Origin of the sequence: Streptomyces sp. SID13031 (assembly GCF_010548305.1) — a bacterium.
Classification (GTDB): Bacteria; Actinomycetota; Actinomycetes; order Propionibacteriales; family Kribbellaceae; genus Kribbella.
This window is the reverse complement of record NZ_JAAGLV010000002.1, coordinates 180,733-197,033: the sequence shown is the minus strand read 5'-3', so window position 1 is coordinate 197,033 and position 16,301 is coordinate 180,733. Positions and strand designations below refer to the sequence as shown.

Here is a 16,301-nt window from a genome sequence, read left to right as displayed (position 1 = left end):
CAGGACATAGTCCCCGCAAACCGGCCGGCCGCCGCTCCCGTGAGCGTGGCGGCCGGCCGAATGCCCGACTATGTCCTGTCGTTCGGGACAGGGCCAGGTCAGGTCAGGCCTGGTTGTTGAGCAGGGTGCGGACCAGGCGCAGGCCTACCGAGAGGTGGGCCAGCTCCGGGCCTTCGGTTTCGACGATCTCTTCCATCATCGTGGCCGCCCGGCCAAGGGCCGTCGCGTTCATGTCCTGCCAGGCGATGACGCGCTCCTCGGGCTCGGCGGCCCCGTCGGTGGTCGCCAGGACCTGGGCGGTGAGGCGAGCGTGGACCGCGTGCAGATCGTCACGCAGCGCTGCCCGCGCCATCGTCTGCCAGCGGTCCGTGCGCGGCAGCCCGATGATTCGCTCCAGGAAGAGCCCCAGGTGCAGCCGCTCGCCGAGGGCGAAGTGGACCTTGGCGACCTCCAGTACGTCGAGGTCGTCGCGATCCGCCGTCTCCACGATGCCCAGGGCCGCGTAGGCCGGCGGCAGCACCGCGATCCGGGTGGCGACGTCCTCCGGCACGTCCTTGGAGACCAGCGACTCGCGCCGCTGCTCGTACAACGCCAGCTCGCGCCCACGCAGTACCTCGGGAAGCGAAGCGGTGAGCTTGGCGATCCCCGGTGCGAAGAACTCGATCAGCTCGGCGATGTCGACCGGTGAACGCCGGTTGGAAACCAGCCAGCGGGTCGCCCGCTCCACCAGCGTCCGCGTCTCCAACCGCATCGCGGTCTGGGTGGCAGCATCGACGACGTTGTCCAGCTCCGCGTTGCGAGCCAGCAGCTCGGGCTGGGCGAAGATCCGCGACGCGGCCAGGTTGGCCCGTACGACGTCCTCGACCGACCCACCGGTCTCCAGCGACAACCGGTGGTACGCCGTGATGCCGGACGAGTTGATGAACTCGTTCACCACCTGGGTGGTGATGATCTCCCGGCGCAGCTGGTGCGACTGCATCGGCTCGGCGAACCGGTCCTGGATCGCCTTCGGGAAGTAGCTGACCAGCTTCGCGGCCAGGTAGTCGTCGTCCGGCAGCGAGGTCTTGAGCAGCTCGGCCTCGAGCACGATCTTCGTGTAGGCGATCAGCACCGACAGCTCCGGCGAGGTCAGCCCGCGCCCTTCGAGCTTGCGGCGCTTGAACTCCGCGACGCTCGGCAGGAACTCCAGCTCCCGGTTGAGCAGACCCTCACGCTCCAGCCGCCGGACCCAGTCCTGGTGGACGTGCATCAGCGCCGCGGCCTGCGCGGTCGCGTTGGCCAGCCCGATGTTCTGCCGGTAGTTCGACTTGAGCACCAGCGCGCTGACCTCCTCGGTCATCGACGCGATCACGTCGTTGCGCTGCTTCTCGGTCAGGTCACCGTCGGCGACCACCTTGTCGAGCAGGATCTTGATGTTCACCTCGTGGTCGGAGGTGTCCACGCCGGCCACGTTGTCGATGAAGTCAGTGTTGATCCGGCCACCCTTGCCGGCGTACTCGATCCGGCCGAGCTGGGTGAAGCCCAGGTTGCCGCCCTCACCGACCGCATGGGCGCGCAGATCCTTGCCGTTGATCCGGATCGCGTCGTTGGCCTTGTCACCGACGTCGGCGTGCGACTCGGCAGTCGCCTTCACATACGTGCCGATGCCGCCGTTCCAGAACAGGTCGACCGGCGCCTTCACGATCGCCTGCATCAACTCGTTCGGCGTGAGCGAGGCCGGGTGCCCTTCCAGACCGAGCGCCTCCCGGACCTCCGCGGAGATCGGGATCGCCTTGTCGGTCCGCGGGTAGATGCCGCCACCGGCCGAGATCAGCGCCGACTCGTAGTCCGCCCATGACGACCGCGGCAGGTCGAACAGCCGCCGCCGCTCCACGAACGACGTCGCCGCATCCGGTGTCGGGTCGAGGAAGATGTGCCGGTGGTCGAACGCCGCGACCAGCCGGATGTGCTTCGACAGCAACATCCCGTTGCCGAAGACGTCGCCGCTCATGTCGCCGACGCCGACCACGGTGAAGTCGGCGTTCTGGCAGTCGTGGCCCATCTCGCGGAAGTGCCGCTTGACCGACTCCCACGCACCGCGCGCCGTGATCCCCATCGCCTTGTGGTCGTAACCGACCGAACCACCCGAGGCGAACGCGTCACCCAGCCAGAATCCGTACTCCTTGGCGACCCCGTTCGCGATGTCCGAGAACGTCGCCGTTCCCTTGTCCGCGGCAACCACCAGATAGGCGTCGTCGCCGTCGTACCGGACCACCTGAGCAGGGGGAACGATGTCACCGGCAACGATGTTGTCGGTGATGTCCAGCAGCCCCGAAATAAAGGTCTTGTACGACGCGATGCCCTCGGCCAGCCAAGCGTCCCGGTCGACCGACGGATCCGGCAGCTGCTTGGCGTAGAAGCCGCCCTTCGCACCCACCGGCACGATCACCGAGTTCTTCACCATCTGCGCCTTCACCAGACCGAGCACCTCGGTCCGGAAGTCCTCACGCCGGTCCGACCAGCGCAGCCCACCGCGCGCGACGGCGCCGAAGCGCAGGTGCACACCCTCGACCCGCGGCGAGTACACGAAGATCTCGTACGCCGGCCGCGGCTGCGGCAGCTCGGGGATCGCCTTGGGCTCCAGCTTGAACGAGATGTACGTCCGAGGCGTGCCGTCGGTCGCCGGGAGGAAGTAGTTCGTCCGCAGCGTCGCCTTGATGACGGTCAGGTACGAGCGCAGGATCCGGTCCTCGTCCAGGCTCTTCACCGTGTCGAGTGCGGCGACGATCTCCTTCTCCAGCAACTCGACCGCGATGACCCGGTCGGAGTCGTCGGCAGCACCGCGCGCCGGGTCGAAGCTCGTCTCGAACAGCTGGACGAGCAGCTTCGCCACGTCCACATGGTTGAGGAAGGTGTTCTCGATGTAGCTCTGGCTGAACGGCGTACCGCCCTGGCGGATGTACCGCTGGTACGCGCGCAGGATCGACACCTGACGCCAGCTGAGGCTGCCCCGCAGTACCAGGGCGTTGAGCGCGTCGCTCTCCGCACGTCCTTCCCAGACGGCTTGGAAGGTGTCGGAGAAGAGCGCACGCAGCTCCTCCTTCTCCTCGGAGCCCTGAGGCGCCCGGAGCCCGAAGTCATAGATGTACGCCGTCCCCGCGGGCCGGCGGATCTCGTACGGCCGCTCGTCGATCACCTCGACGCCCATGTGGGTCAGCAGTGGCAACACCTGCGACAGCGACAGCGCAGTACCGGTCCTGTAGACCTTGAAGCGGCGCTCGCCGGCCCACTCCTCGTCGATGGGGCTGTAGAGCGACATGGCCAGGCCGTCCTGAGCGGGAAGGCCATCCAGGATCGACACGTCGCGGACGGCGACCCGGGCGTCGAAGTCTTCCTTGTACGCCTCGGGGAACGCGGTCGCGTACTGGCTGGCCAGCCTGGTGACAGCGCCATCGCCACCCTTCTGGTGCAGCGCGACGTTGAAGTCGTCCTGCCAGGCGCGGGTCGCCTCGACGACCTTCTGCTCGAGGATCTCGGAGTCGAACTCCCCGACGGTCGAGCCCTGCTTCATCCGGACCACGAAGTGCACCCGGGCGAGTACGGACTCGGTCACGTAGGCGGCGTAGTCGACGGACTCGGCGCCGATCGCGTCCTTGAGGATCTGCTGCATCTTGAGCCGGACCGCCGTGGTGTAGCGGTCACGCGGCAGGTAGACGAGGCAGGACAGGTACCGGTTGTAGACGTCGCGGCGGACGAACAGCTTGACCGCGCGGCGCTCCTGCAGGTGCAGCACGGACTGCACGATCGGCAGCAGGTCCTCCACCGGAGCCTGCAGCAACTCGTCGCGCGGGTACGTCTCCAGCACGTCCAGCAGACCCTTGCCGCTGTGGCTGTTCGGGTCGAAGCCGGTCTGCTTGAACAGCTCGATCGCCTTGCGCCGCAGGACCGGGACCTGCATGACGCTCTCGGTGTACGCCGTGGAGGAGAGCAGCCCGATGAACCGGTACTCCGAGACGGCCTCGCCGTTCTCGTCGAACTGCTTGATGCCGACATAGTCCAGGTACGACGAGCGGTGCACCGTCGAGCGCGAGTTCGCCTTGGTCAGGATCAGCAGCTTCTTCTCCCGCGCCTTGGCGCTCACCTCCGGCGGCAGCAGCCCGGCGTTATCGTCCTGCTTCGGGTCCGGCCGCAGGATGCCGAGGCCAGTGCCCGGGACGCCGCGCAGGATGCCCTGCTCGCCGCGCATGGTGAAGCTGTACTCGCGGTAGCCAAGGAAGGTGAAGTGCTCGTCGGCGAGCCACTCCAGCAGCTCCTTGGCCTCCTCCACCTCGTTCGCGCCGACCGGCAGCTTGGCCGGGTCCAGCGACTCGGCGATCGAGACGGCCTTCTCGTGCATCTTCGGCCAGTCCTCGACGGCCTCGCGGACGTCGCCGAGCACCCGCTGCAGGGCCTGCTCCAGCACGCGGTGCTCCGCGGGGTCGGCGATCCGCTCGACCTCCAGGTGCATCCAGCTCTCCCGGACCAGGTCGTGCTCGTCCGCGGCGGCCGCGTCGTCGAGCACCTCCTGCAGGGTGCCGGTGACGTCCCGCCGGACGACGAACTGCGGGTGCACCAGCAACTGCAGCTCGAGGTTGTGGTCGGTGATCACCATCGAGGCGCTGTCGACCAGGAACGGCATGTCGTCGATCACGATCTCGACCACGGTCCGGCCGTTCGCGGACCAGCCGTGCTCCTCCACCGTCGGGGTGAAGACCTGCACCTTGGCGGTGCCCTGCGGCCGGGACAGCGCGGATTTGTAGTGGTGTTTGGCCGCGCCCAGACAGTCGGTCGGCTGACGCTCGGCCACGTCCTCCGCGGCGACGTATCGGTAGTACCGCTCCAGGAAGGTCCGCAACTTGCCGGCATCGACCTCACTGCCGTGCGATCCCGCGGTCACCGCCTTGGCGAGAACATCCGCCTTCTGGACGTCCAGCTTGCTCTGCATTCCCCACCGTCTCCACGCGTGACAAAGCGGCGCTCTGCGCCGGGCGCACGACGTTGTGCGCCTTCCTCAGAGATTAGTCCACTTCGGTCACTGGTGTGATGGCGGGACGGACCTTTCCGGTGCCTTACGAATCACGTTTAACACTCCCCGACAGCCGGAGTGCGAGCGCCGGGCAGGCCAGTACTGCGCGGCGCGCGTTCGCCTGTTCACCGCGGGTGATCTCGCGGTCGCGGAGCACCGGGTAACCCCACTCGTCGAGCCAGATGTCGTTGGGCAGCAGCGTCCCGCACAGGCCGTGGCCGTCGCAGCGGGTCCAGTCGATCTCGAGCTTCTTCACCAGGTACCTCCGGGAACTGGCAGCACACCGTGTACTGCGCGGCCGCAGCCGCCAGCCAGGTGTTGGCGGACGTCGTCGTCGAAGACTTCCAGCGCCGAGGCGAGGAAGCGGGCCGACCCGTCCGGGTGGGCGCAGGCACCCCGCCCCGGTACCAGGCCAAGGTGCCGTTGTGCGTCGTGCCAGCCGGCCGGGTCCCCGTCGACCAGGCGACCGAAGTCGTCGACCAGGGCCGCCAGGCCGAAGACACAGGGACCGCATTGGCCGGCTGATTGACTCGCCAGCCACTGGGCGACCCGATGGACCTCGCCGAGCGGACAGGTGTCGGAGCCGAGCGCCAGGACGATGCCGGCGCCACCGGACGTCTCCGGGCGGCTCATGTCGGTGGGCAGCCACTTCCCGTGGTACCCGCCGACCAGGACCGGCCCCGGCGATGCGCCGGCGAAACGTAGTACTGCCTCCAGCGGAGTCCCGGTCGGGGTCTCGACCACTCCTGGGCGCTCTACCGAGCCAGCGATCGTCAGTAGCTGGGTACCGGGCTCGCTGATCAGCCCTGTGCTGCTGAACTCATGGGCACCCAGCCGGGCGAGTACCGCGAGCTGGGCGAAGGTCTCGACATTCGATAGGAACGTCGGCCGCCGGTGGTAGCCCTTCCTCGTCGGCAGTACCTTCCTGCCTGGTGGAACCGACGGGCCTCCTTCGAGCACGCTCAACACAGCCCGGGCCTCACCTGCGACGAAGCGGCCGGGTGTATCGGCTACCCGAACCTCCACTCCGTCCTGACGCTCTAGTAGCGCGGCACGAACGGAAGCGGCGGCTGCCGCATCGTGAACAGCCACCATCACCAAAGGGGCACGCAGCGCTCGGGCGAGCCCAGTGGCGCCGTCCAGTACTAGGTGAGGCGCCATGGTGAGGAGCAGCCGGTCCTTGCGGCTGACCGGCTCGCTCTCGGAGCCGTTGACGACTACTGCCTCGATACCCCTGGCCGGGAGGTCCGCGAGCTTCAGTGCGACCGGGAAGGCGGCACCTCCTCGACCTCTCAGCCCGACGGCCGTCGCCAGCTCGCTGTAGGCCTCCCTGGTGAGCTCCGGGAGCGGACCATGCACCTGGAGGTGCCGCTGGAGGTCAGCGCGACCATCGGCCAGCCCGGCGAGCAGCCGGGGCTGTCCGATCGCTCGCAGCGTCGTCGGGGTCTCTTGCAAGATCGTCATGAGGTCCTCACCAGGCGAACTGTGGTCCTGCTCCGGAGGCGTACGGCGACGGATGCGCCGACCGCAGCCAGGCAGGCGAGAGTGATCGCGAGCATCCAGGGCGTACCCCGGTCGGTACCGGCCAGCAGGCTGTGGCCGATCGACAGGAGCCAGCCGACGGAGGCGGCGACATGGATCGAGCGCCAGCGTTTGGTGAATGCTTCGGATCGCGTCAGCCGGCCTCTCGCCGCTCCGACGAGCGCAGCGACGATCAGGCTGTAGAAGGCGAGCACCCCGACGACCATCGCGAACGGCCGATACCCAGAGCTGAACGGCCAGACGATGACCGATACGCCGATGTCCACATAGGCGTCGGAGATCACCGCGACCACGTGCGTCAGTAGGAGCACCAGGCCGGTGACAGCGGCCGAGCGGTGGACGTACTGCAGCCAGAACCGTCGCTCCGGTCCCCGGCTGCCGGAGCCGAGTGCGCCGAGCGATGCCGCCAGGGTGAAGAAGATCAGCGCCATCACACCGGCCGCGCGGGCCAGGTACCACAGCGTCATCAGGCGGCCCTGCTCGCCGATGGCCAGCCGGACAGCTCAGTGATCTCGCCGTCGCCTGCGATCAGTCGCGCCGGATGGCCGGCCAGGGTCAGGCGTCCGAGTGCCGCTTCGCCGGTGGCGACGAGCGCAGTACTGAAGGTGTTCGCCCGTACTGCGCTCGGCGCCCACACCGACGCTGTTCGCCAGCGGCCGTCTGCGGGGCGTCCGGTGCGCGGGTCGATGACGTGGTGAGCATGGCCAGTTGGAGTGAGCCAGATCCTCGTTGTACGGGTGGAGGTGGTCAGGCCGCCGTGGGCCAGGGTTACTGCGACGCCCTGCTCGCCTTCGCGTTCTGCTACTTGGATGACCCAGGGTTCGGCCGGAGTACCGGCAGCACGGAGGTCTCCACCGATTTCGACCAGTACTGCGCAGCCGTGGCGCTTGCTGAGGACCAGGGCCGCTCTGTCTGCGGTCCAGGCCTTGGCGGTGGCGCCCAGGTCTAGGGAGGTGCCCTCTGGGATGCCGACCATGGCCACCTTGCGGTTCAGCCTGACCTGCTGCCAGCCAGGAGCGGGCGCTGCGGGTCCAGTGGGCTTGGGTAGACGGGTTCGTACGGTCTCGATGTCGGCGTCGTAGCCGGCGGCGACCACCGCCGCTCCTACGGTCGGGTCGACGGCACCGCCGCTCATGGAGGCAGCGACGAGGCTGACGTCGACCAGGTCAACCAGAAGGCGCGACACCGGGACCATGGAGCCGGCTCGCGTGTTGACCGCGGACAGCTCCGAGTCCGGTCTGAAGCGGCTGGCTGCTTTGTCTACGCGATCCATCAGGGCTTTCAGAGCTCCCGCGGCCGCACCGAGTACAACGGGGTCGTCGACCGTCAGGCGAACGGTGCAGCTCCAGGCCTGCCAGGTACGCGAGGCGCTCATGAGCCGTTGCTCCCGCCTTGAGTCGGCGCGTCCTGCTGAGCCGAGCCAAGACCGCTGCTGCCGCTGTCGCTGGAACTGCCTGAGCCGCTGTCGCTCGAGCTGCCTGAGCCGCTGTCGCTGGAGCTGCCTGAGTCGTCGCTGCTCGACGCCTGGGTGCCGCCGGAGGTGTCGGGCTGGCGCGCGCTGAGGATGCCGACGGCCAGGCCGGTCCCGGTGACCCCGAGGACAACGGTGGCGATAGCGGCCGCTGCCGACCTGCGCAGCCAGCGGGTGCGGTCTGGGTGAGGATCGATCGCTGTGGTGACCATGCCTCAAGCCTCGCGGCGGGGGCCTCAGGCGCACGCCAAGAGAACCTCAAGCCGGAGTCAAGTTCTGCTGAGACTCAGCTGAGAAACCCTCTCAGCCGCAGCCCCGGACCTCCGGCGGGCAGTCCGTGCGCTGGTGCTTCTCGACCGCCTCGACGACGTCTTCGGCGGCCTCGCCGAGCGCCGCCACCCGGTCCTTGCCGAGCACGTCGATGAAGAACTCGCGGACCCGGCCCGCATGCCCCGGCGCACAGGCCTTGATCGCGGCCAGCCCCTCGTCGGTCAGCACGATCTCCGGATAGCGGGCCTCACAGGCCTCCTTGCGGATCAGCCCGCGCTTCTCCATCCGGGTCAGGTGGTGCGACATCCGGCTCTTCTCCCACTGGGTCGCCTCCCCCAGCTCGTAGGCCCGCATCCGGCCGGTCTCGGACTCGGACAGGTTGACCAGGATCTCGAAGTCGGATTCGGACAGGCCGAACTCCCGCTGCAGGTGCCTGGCCAGGTGCGTCTCCAGCGTCCGGCGCATCAGCAGATAGCTGCGCCAGGCCTTCTGCTCGTCGTCGTCGAGCCACGGTTCGTTCGCCACAGGCACCATCCTAGCGGACGGGGTTGACACATCAACCTAACGAGCTATTCTCGAAAGAGGTTGACACATCAACCCAAATCTTCGAGGGAGAATTTCGATGACAGACAAGAAGCTCATCGCCGTGGTCGGAGCAACCGGTTCGCAGGGCGGCGGGCTGGTCCAGGCGATCCTGGCCGACTCTGAGCAGCGGTTCGCAGTACGGGCACTGACCCGGAACGCGCAGTCGGAGAAGTCGAAGGCGCTGGTGGCCGCCGGGGCCGAGGTCGTCGAGGCCGACCTCGACGACGAGTCGAGCCTGCGGAAGGCGTTCGAAGGTGCGCACGGCGCCTTCGTCGTGACGAACTACTGGGTCGAGCGGACCCCCGAGGAAGAGGCCGCCCGAACGCGTGCGGAGATGGAGCTCGAGCAGGCCGACAACGCCGCCCGGGCCGCCAAGGAGGCCGGCGTCGCGCACGTGATCTGGTCGACCCTGGAAGACACCCGCGACCACTTCGGCGAGACCGACCGGGTACCGAGCCTCGACGACGGCAAGTACAAGGTGCCGCACTTCGACGCCAAGGGTGAGGCCAACGTGCTGTTCACCAAGTACGGCGTACCGACGACGTTCCTGCAGACCACCTTCTACTTCGAGGCGATCAAGCAGGGCATGGGCCCCGTCCGCGGCGAAGACGGCAAGCTCATCCTGACCCTCCCGATGGCCGACCAGCCACTGTCCGGGATAGCAGCCGAGGACATCGGCAAAACCGCCCTCGGCATCTTCAAGCGCGGCGACGAGTTCGTCGGCAAAACCGTCAGCATCGCCGGCGACCACCTGACCGGCGACGAATACGCCGCAGCCCTCAGCACCACCCTGGGCGAGCAGGTCACCTACCAACCCCACACCTGGGACGACTTCCGCGGCTTCGCTTTCCCGATGGCCGTCGAAATGGCCAACATGTTCCAGTACTACGCCGAAGACTCAACCCGCTTCACCGGCGACCGCGACCTGAACCTGGTCCGCGAACTCAACCCGGACCTGCAGTCCTTCGAGGCCTGGCTCAAGTTGCACCAATCCGAGGTAAATGCAGCCGTGAACTGACGATCGTCGGTTCTGAGACCGGCGGCTCGCATTAACACCCGAGTCGCCGGCGAGGCCGCTGACCAATTCGCATCAATAGCCACCGTCTGCCAACGTCCCACGGAGCACAGACGGAGCAGGATCCATGCGGTCACTGGCTGGCAGAGCCGTCCGATGGACGTTTCCCTCACTCGTTCTCAGACACGAAACGTAAGAATCGTCTACCGAGCTCCGTCACGAAGGACTGAGACATCTCAGGACGGACCCAAATGTCGTCCACAGAGCTAAACATGAGGACGACCCTCGCTCTGGCTAGGTCATCTATCACGAGGTCGCGCCAATCGTGCCGACTGGCGCCATCCGCAACCACATGATCGAGCAGCTCGCCGAGACGCGCATGGGAGTCATGAGGACCCGATGGCCACGTGAGTCCCAGCTGATTGAATGCCACCTCGGGCTCGTCCAAGAACCTGAGGACGACGATGTGGATCGCACTGAACTGGTCGACCAACCGGAAGAACCTGGCCTGCTCGTCGGCATCCGGCGCTTCAGGGGCGACAGAGTTGACGATGGCATTCCTCAGCGCCGCGATCTTCTCCTTCTGATGCGTCGCCTGGGCAGCCCGCGTGGCATTGACCATCGCGTCAAGCAGGACCTGGTCGTCGGGCAGAGTGTTGTACTTGTCCGCGAGCTCGTTCACGACCTCCGTGATGACCTTCTGCCACTCCTCCAAGCGCTTGCTGTAGGGGGCCTCCATATAGTTCTGGAACCACGCAGCCACGACACCGCCCGCGACCGGAACAGAGCTGATAGCACCAGCGACGACCTTGCTCACGGTCGCCATCTGCGGAGTCTCGGGTGGTTGCTGGACAGTCATGGACGCAGAGTCTGGCAGCAGCCCGACCGAGAATCGTCTAATCCGTTGGTCGCAGGTTGTGATCACCCCTGGACAGCAGCAGCGGTGCTCGGGTGGCGAGTACTGCGCGTACCGGTCAGTGACCGCGGTACGGGTTGTTCTGTCACGCCACCGAGCATTCCGCGCATCAGCCGGCCCGGCCTCACCCGGGGTGAACGACTCCCTCCCCGGGAGTGCCTCGACGGGCGGGGCTGCGGGCCGTTGACAGCCGGTGACGGTGGGGGGACAGTCGAGGGACCGGCGTGAGGGGGGTCCGAACGCCGTCCGAGGGGGAACTGGCATGGCTGCCAAGCGTGATACCGACGCGCCCAGTGCGGAACTGTCCGCCGCGTTGCGTGAGTTCATCCGGACCAACGGGTCGAGTTACCTGAAAGACCCGAACGTCTCCTCGATCGGGATCGGCTACAAGATCCGTGACGGGAAGCAGACCAAGGAAGTTTCGATCCAGTTCACCGTGAACAGCAAGGCCGAACCAGAGGCGCTCGGCGCGCTCAGCACCGTGGAGCTCCCCAAGTCGATCACGGTCGCGGGCGCCGAAATCCCGACCGATGTGATCGAGCGCAGCTACAGCCCTGACTTCCGGGTCGTCCCCGAAGCCGATCAGGACGAGCGGAAGGTCCGCATCGATCCGCTGCGCCCAGGGGTGAGTGTGGGGCATCAGACGATCACCGCCGGCACCATCGGCGCGATCGTGTACGACGCCGAGACCGGCCGGCCGTGTGTGCTGAGCAACTGGCATGTGCTGCAGGGTGAGGATGGTCAACCGGGCGACATCGTGGTGCAGCCTGGGCCGTTCGACGACAACCGTACGGACCGCAATCACCTCGGCCCGCTGCTGCGCTCCTATCTCGGGATCGCGGGGGACGGGGCCATCGCCGGGGTTGAGGGCCGCGACCTCGACCCGTCGGTCCTCGAGCTCGACGTCGTGCCGGAGGAACTCGGCGATCCGGAACTCGGCGACAAGGTGGTCAAGAGCGGCCGCACGACCGGGGTCACCCACGGCATCGTCCGCAGGGTCGACACCATCGCGAAGATCAACTACGGCGCGCAGATCGGGGTCGTCGAGATCGGCGGCTTCGAGATCGGTGTCGATCCCGGCAAACGGCCCAGTGACGACGAGGTCAGCAAGGGTGGCGACTCGGGAGCGGCTTGGCTGTTCAAGTCGGCCAACGGCAGGCCGAGCAAGGTCCTGGCGGGCATCCACTTCGCCGGCGAAGGGGCGAGCGATCCGGACGAGCACGCGCTGGCCTGCCTGCCCAGATCGCTGTTCCAGAAGCTTGGGATCACTCTCGCCAAGCCCGAAGGGGCGGTGGGTGGTTTCGACCCGAACTTTCTCAGCTCCCCACTGCCAGTGCCCGGACTCGACCCGGCGGCCAGTGCCGACGCGGTCGAGCTCGATGGCTCGCCGCAGATCGACTACACCCACTTCTCCCTGACCATGAGCCGCAGTCGCGGGTTCGCCCACTGGGTGGCCTGGAACGTCGACGGCGGCGATCTCAAGAAGATCAGCCGCACCGGCATCCCGTTCGTCAAGGACCCCAGGTTGCCGGCCGGAGTACAGAACGGCGACGAGCTCTACCGCGACAACCGCCTCGACCGTGGCCATCTGGCCCGCCGGGCCGATCTGCTCTGGGGCTCGCTGGAAGAGGCGGAGCAGGCCAATCGCGACTCGTTCTTCTTCACCAACATCACCCCGCAGATGGACGACTTCAATCAGAGTTCGCGGGACGGGCTCTGGGGCAGGCTGGAGGACGCGGTCTTCGCCGACGTCGACGTCGACGACCTGCGGGTAAGCGTGTACGGCGGCCCCGTCTTCGGAGCGGACGACCGGGTCTTCCGCGGCGTGAAGATCCCCCGGGAGTTCTGGAAGGTCATCGTGTTCGCCGAGGCCGGCGTCCTGAAGGCGAGCGCGTTCCTGCTGACGCAGAACCTCGATCAGCTGGAGTCGCTGGAGCTGGACGAGTTCCGGGTGTTCCAGCTGCCGGTCGCGGAACTGGAGAACCGCACCGACGTGCAGTTCCCCGCAGCCATCCACTCAGCCGACACCGCCCCCGCGCTCCCCGAAGCAGTCGGCCCGCGCCCTCCGCTGGTAAGCCTGTCAGAAATCGTCTGGACCTAGCAGCATCGGCGCCTCAGAGCGCCTTCCGACTTCAGCCGACTCATGAAGCTGGCCGCGACTGATAGCCGTAAGGGCCTGGACGCTCAGCTCTGCGCCCAAGTCCGCGACGACACCACCTTGCACCGTGGTAGGGAAAGTCTCGAAGGGCTGACGGCCGAGCTCGGCAAACTACGCAAAGTGTTCTACCAGCTCAAGGACCAGGAGTACGAGACTCACTTGGCTTCGGTCGGCGAGGCGGACGAGGTCAAGCGGACAGAGCTGGAGGCAGAACACGCGCGGTACAAGGCGCAGCTCGAAGTCGTTGACGGCAAGCTGACGGAGTATCGGACGGCGCTGTTGCGGGTCGCCCAGCTGGACAAGTTCCTCAGGACTCGTCGGCGGTATCGGAACGCCTCCTGGACCGTCCTGGCCCTGTCCGTGCTGGCCGCTCTTGGATTCGTCACCTTCGCCTGGGCTGCCAATCCACCGGCGAAAGCCGACGACGTTGTTGTGGGGCAGCGGCTTGTGGCGGCCCATCTGATCCTCACTGCCCCCGGCAGGACGGCGCTTGAGCAGCGGCTCGGCGAGGACTGCGCTGCCGCCGCGGCAAGCACAAGCGGCGTCCCCGTGGTCGCGATGAGCTCTTCCGACGCCGGCATCGAGGTAGTACTGGTGCCGACCGCTCAGTGTCCCCAGCCGCGGCGACTCCTCGTACTCCCCAAGGACGGCGAAGTGATCGACGACCGCAGCGTTGTCCCATCGCCGAGCGCGAGGTGACCGCTCCTGCATGATCAGATCGACGACACCTGCACGGGGTGTCCTGAGCTGCCTGTTTTGGCCTGAACACATGTATGCCGTCGCCCGCCTCAGTCGACACACCGGAGGCGTTGAGGTTCTTCCTCACGAGGGCTTGAGGAGTTGGGCCAGTTGGGCGGTATCGCGTAGGTAGCGGTCGTAGGGGAAGTCTGCTTCGAGTAGGAAGGTTCGGAGCTGGTCGTAGAGCGGTTTTCCGCCATCGTGGAAGGCTTTGCGGCCGGCTTCGGTGATGGTGACCAGGCGGCGCCGGCCATGCTCGGGATCGGGGCGGACCTGTACCAGCCCGGCCGCCTCCAGCGGGCCCAGCGCCCGGCTGACCGCCGGGTCGGAGACCAGCAAGGCCTGCGCCAGCCGGTGCTGGGTCACCGGCTGAATGTCTTCCAGCGTGCCCAGCAGCCGCAGCTGGCTGTAGGTCAGACCGCCGGGATCGTCACCACGCTGCCGCGCGGCCTCTCCGAGCAGGAACACCACGCGATGCAGCAGGTCAGCGAGTCCGTCATCCACAGTGCCGAGCATACCTCAATCTTGCGCAGTTAATATTAACCATGCAAGACTCGATCACATGAACACACTCTCGTACCTCGCACAGTCCGCATTTCCCTTGCTCTGGCTGCTGGTGGCGGCCGTCGGCGCACTGATCCGCACCCGGCACAGCCCGTCGGCCCGAGCGACGCTGGAGACCTGGCAACGGTGGTGGGCCATCGGCGCGCTCACCTGCGGGAGCGTGTGGCTGACGATCTCGTTCGTCGCGATCCCGGACGTGATGGCCACCGGGATCGGCTTCGACCGGACCCCGTTCGAGTTCGAGATCGCGTTCGCCAACCTCGCGCTCGCGGTCATGGGCTTGCGCGCCGCGTCGCCGTCAGCCTCGGCCAGGGAGCGCATCACCATCGGCCTCGGCGCCGGCATGTTCTTGTGGGGCGCGGTGATCGGCCACCTGTACCAATGGTTCGCCAACGGCAACCACGCACCCGGCAACGGCGGCGGAGTCCTGATCTACGACCTGCTCATCCCCGCGGTGATGATCATCCTCGCCCGCCGCTCGCAGCGCCTGTCCAACGCCGAACTGTCCAACGAACTGTCCGACGCCGAGCAGTCCAGCGCCGAGCAGTCCGCCGCCTCGCGATCGGCGAGCAGGAAGCCGGCGCAGCGGATTCCGGTCGGCTGACCTCAATAGCGTCTGGCGGGCGCCTTCGGCACGGCGAACAAGGGCGGCAAAGCCCTATCTAGGGGCCGCCAGCGTCAGGTGGACTGAGGAGCCGGTGGGGTGGTTGGGGTGGATGGTCAGGCGGCCGCCGGCGGCTTCGGCACAGCGGCGGGCTATGTCGAGGCCGAGGCCGGTGGAGCCTCGGTCGCTGCGGCCTCGTTCGCCTGCTCCGAGTGGGATACCGGGGCCTTCGTCGGTCACGACGATCAGTACTCCGTTGCTGCTGCCAACGGGTTGGCGGGTCAGCGTGATGCGGGCTGGAGTGCCGTCCGGCGTGTGGGCTACGACGTTCTCAACCAGGGCGTCGAGAGCTGCGGCCAGGTCGTCTGCTGAGGCCCGGACCATGGCCGGCGGCTGAACCAGGTCCAGTACGAGGTCGCGGCCTTGGTCCTCGAAGAGGGGTGCCCAGAAGGCGGCACGCGCGCGGGTCACCTCGACCGCGTCGCAGTGGGGTACGCGGCCTTCGCGTTGTGGCCGGCGGGCTGCGCTGATCACGGCGGTCAGCGTGCGCTCGAGGCTGTTGACCTGGGTGTTGAGCTCCTCGGCCCGCTCGCGGTCCGGCAGCGCTTCGACCTGCAACCGGAGCGCGGTCAGCGGAGTGCGGAGCCGGTGGGACAGGTCGGCGACGGCTTCGCGCTCGACCGCGATGACCTCGTCGATGCGATCGGCGAGTCCGTTGAGGGCGGCGCCGACTTTGGCCACCTCGGCCGGCCCGGTGGTCGGTGCTCGCGCATCCACGTCACCGCTGGCCAGGCGTTCCGCAGTACGGGCTGTTTCTTCCAGCGGGCGGGCCAGGCGGCGGGAGACGAGTTCTGCGCCGAGGACGCTGAGCAGCAAGACGAGCAGGCTGCCGCCGAGCAGGATGAGGATGCGCGACAGCAGGCCGTCGTACAGCTCGTCGGCTGTCAGGTAGAGGCAGACCGAGGCAGGGCCGGCCTGACTGCCGACGCTGATCTCGGTCGCCTTGCCGCTGCCGACGCTGCGGAACGTCGCGTCCGACACCTTCGGCGGGCCATGCTCGCCACCGTCATCGCCATCGCCGTCTCCTATGGGTGTCGGCTTGGGCGCCGCGACACCACCGGGCGGCGGATCGCCGAGCGTCGTACCGTCGGGCATCCGGACGGAGATGTTGCCTACTCCGTCCTTCTTGACGTCGTCGATGTACGCCTGGATGTCGGCCGCCGTGTGGTCTTTGTCGCCGACGTAATAGGCGACGTTCACGGCGCGAAGGCGGGCGGTCTTGAGGGAATCGTCGGCGATCGCGTTCCGCATCAGGATGGTCAGCGGGATGGCGAACGCGAGCACGACCAGCGTGGTCATGCCGACCGAGAGCAGCAGGATCCGGCGGCGCATCG

At 67.4% G+C, this 16,301-nt stretch carries 14 protein-coding genes; 4 read left to right on the top strand and 10 right to left on the bottom strand.

From position 1 onward, the window contains the following. Nucleotides 1-103: 103 nt before the first annotated feature. From G3I17_RS04985 to G3I17_RS04955, 7 genes are all read right to left on the bottom strand, one after another. Complete coding sequence (locus tag G3I17_RS04985) at nt 104-4,963, bottom strand: NAD-glutamate dehydrogenase (protein ID WP_164594531.1); 4,860 nt, start codon at nt 4,961-4,963, stop codon at nt 104-106. A gap of 124 nt (nt 4,964-5,087) precedes the next feature. Beyond that, complete coding sequence (locus tag G3I17_RS40410; protein ID WP_343238207.1) at nt 5,088-5,300, bottom strand: ferredoxin; 213 nt, start codon at nt 5,298-5,300, stop codon at nt 5,088-5,090. Beyond that, entirely contained in the window at nt 5,297-6,508 is a 1,212-nt protein-coding gene (locus G3I17_RS40405) for an NADH-ubiquinone oxidoreductase-F iron-sulfur binding region domain-containing protein (RefSeq protein ID WP_164594527.1), read from the bottom strand. Before G3I17_RS40405 ends, G3I17_RS40410 begins: the two co-directional genes overlap by 4 nt. Further along, on the bottom strand, nt 6,505-7,053 hold the full coding sequence (locus G3I17_RS04970; protein ID WP_164594525.1) for a hypothetical protein: 549 nt from the start codon (nt 7,051-7,053) through the stop codon (nt 6,505-6,507). Before G3I17_RS04970 ends, G3I17_RS40405 begins: the two co-directional genes overlap by 4 nt. After that, the gene (locus tag G3I17_RS04965; RefSeq protein ID WP_164594523.1) at nt 7,053-7,961 is read right to left on the bottom strand and encodes an FAD:protein FMN transferase; all 909 of its coding nucleotides are present in this window, start codon (nt 7,959-7,961) and stop codon (nt 7,053-7,055) included. Before G3I17_RS04965 ends, G3I17_RS04970 begins: the two co-directional genes overlap by 1 nt. After that, the gene (locus tag G3I17_RS04960) at nt 7,958-8,269 is read right to left on the bottom strand and encodes a hypothetical protein (RefSeq protein WP_164594239.1); all 312 of its coding nucleotides are present in this window, start codon (nt 8,267-8,269) and stop codon (nt 7,958-7,960) included. The genes G3I17_RS04965 and G3I17_RS04960 overlap by 4 nt, the downstream gene beginning before the upstream one ends. Before the next feature lie 91 nt (nt 8,270-8,360). After that, nucleotides 8,361-8,852, bottom strand: coding sequence for a MarR family transcriptional regulator (locus tag G3I17_RS04955; protein WP_164594521.1), 492 nt, complete (start codon nt 8,850-8,852; stop codon nt 8,361-8,363). 97 nt (nt 8,853-8,949) lie between these two features. Between G3I17_RS04955 and G3I17_RS04950 the strand changes: the two genes are divergently transcribed. Beyond that, on the top strand, nt 8,950-9,930 hold the full coding sequence (locus G3I17_RS04950) for an NmrA/HSCARG family protein (RefSeq protein WP_164594519.1): 981 nt from the start codon (nt 8,950-8,952) through the stop codon (nt 9,928-9,930). A gap of 166 nt (nt 9,931-10,096) precedes the next feature. Here the strand turns inward: G3I17_RS04950 and G3I17_RS04945 are convergent, their stop codons facing one another. Beyond that, nucleotides 10,097-10,753 carry a hypothetical protein gene (locus G3I17_RS04945; RefSeq protein WP_164594517.1) on the bottom strand — a complete coding sequence of 219 codons (657 nt, stop codon included), beginning with the start codon at nt 10,751-10,753 and terminating at the stop codon, nt 10,097-10,099. 352 nt (nt 10,754-11,105) lie between these two features. On the opposite strand from G3I17_RS04945, the gene G3I17_RS04940 reads away from it, so the two are divergent. Both G3I17_RS04940 and G3I17_RS04935 read left to right on the top strand, forming a co-directional pair. Continuing rightward, nucleotides 11,106-12,944, top strand: coding sequence for a DNA/RNA non-specific endonuclease (locus tag G3I17_RS04940; protein ID WP_164594516.1), 1,839 nt, complete (start codon nt 11,106-11,108; stop codon nt 12,942-12,944). A 42-nt stretch (nt 12,945-12,986) separates the two neighbouring features. Then, complete coding sequence (locus tag G3I17_RS04935) at nt 12,987-13,700, top strand: hypothetical protein (protein WP_164594514.1); 714 nt, start codon at nt 12,987-12,989, stop codon at nt 13,698-13,700. A 123-nt stretch (nt 13,701-13,823) separates the two neighbouring features. Here the strand turns inward: G3I17_RS04935 and G3I17_RS04930 are convergent, their stop codons facing one another. Next, on the bottom strand, nt 13,824-14,243 hold the full coding sequence (locus tag G3I17_RS04930) for a MarR family transcriptional regulator (RefSeq protein ID WP_164594511.1): 420 nt from the start codon (nt 14,241-14,243) through the stop codon (nt 13,824-13,826). Between the two features lie 58 nt (nt 14,244-14,301). On the opposite strand from G3I17_RS04930, the gene G3I17_RS04925 reads away from it, so the two are divergent. Continuing rightward, nucleotides 14,302-14,907 carry a DUF6790 family protein gene (locus G3I17_RS04925; protein ID WP_239062208.1) on the top strand — a complete coding sequence of 202 codons (606 nt, stop codon included), beginning with the start codon at nt 14,302-14,304 and terminating at the stop codon, nt 14,905-14,907. 54 nt (nt 14,908-14,961) lie between these two features. Here the strand turns inward: G3I17_RS04925 and G3I17_RS04920 are convergent, their stop codons facing one another. Continuing rightward, nucleotides 14,962-16,299, bottom strand: a complete 1,338-nt coding sequence (locus G3I17_RS04920; protein WP_164594509.1) for a HAMP domain-containing sensor histidine kinase — start codon at nt 16,297-16,299, stop codon at nt 14,962-14,964. Between the last annotated feature and the right edge of the window lie 2 nt (nt 16,300-16,301).

Coding starts and splice junctions, on each gene's coding strand:
- G3I17_RS04945 (WP_164594517.1), bottom strand. CDS start 10,753: ATGGCGACCGTGAGCAAGGTCGTCGCTGGTGCTATCAGCTCTGTTCCG.
- G3I17_RS04965 (WP_164594523.1), bottom strand. CDS start 7,961: ATGAGCGCCTCGCGTACCTGGCAGGCCTGGAGCTGCACCGTTCGCCTG.
- G3I17_RS04985 (WP_164594531.1), bottom strand. CDS start 4,963: ATGCAGAGCAAGCTGGACGTCCAGAAGGCGGATGTTCTCGCCAAGGCG.
- G3I17_RS04960 (WP_164594239.1), bottom strand. CDS start 8,269: ATGGTCACCACAGCGATCGATCCTCACCCAGACCGCACCCGCTGGCTG.
- G3I17_RS04935 (WP_164594514.1), top strand. CDS start 12,987: ATGAAGCTGGCCGCGACTGATAGCCGTAAGGGCCTGGACGCTCAGCTC.
- G3I17_RS04925 (WP_239062208.1), top strand. CDS start 14,302: ATGAACACACTCTCGTACCTCGCACAGTCCGCATTTCCCTTGCTCTGG.
- G3I17_RS40405 (WP_164594527.1), bottom strand. CDS start 6,508: ATGACGATCTTGCAAGAGACCCCGACGACGCTGCGAGCGATCGGACAG.
- G3I17_RS04940 (WP_164594516.1), top strand. CDS start 11,106: ATGGCTGCCAAGCGTGATACCGACGCGCCCAGTGCGGAACTGTCCGCC.
- G3I17_RS04950 (WP_164594519.1), top strand. CDS start 8,950: ATGACAGACAAGAAGCTCATCGCCGTGGTCGGAGCAACCGGTTCGCAG.
- G3I17_RS04920 (WP_164594509.1), bottom strand. CDS start 16,299: ATGCGCCGCCGGATCCTGCTGCTCTCGGTCGGCATGACCACGCTGGTC.
- G3I17_RS04970 (WP_164594525.1), bottom strand. CDS start 7,053: ATGACGCTGTGGTACCTGGCCCGCGCGGCCGGTGTGATGGCGCTGATC.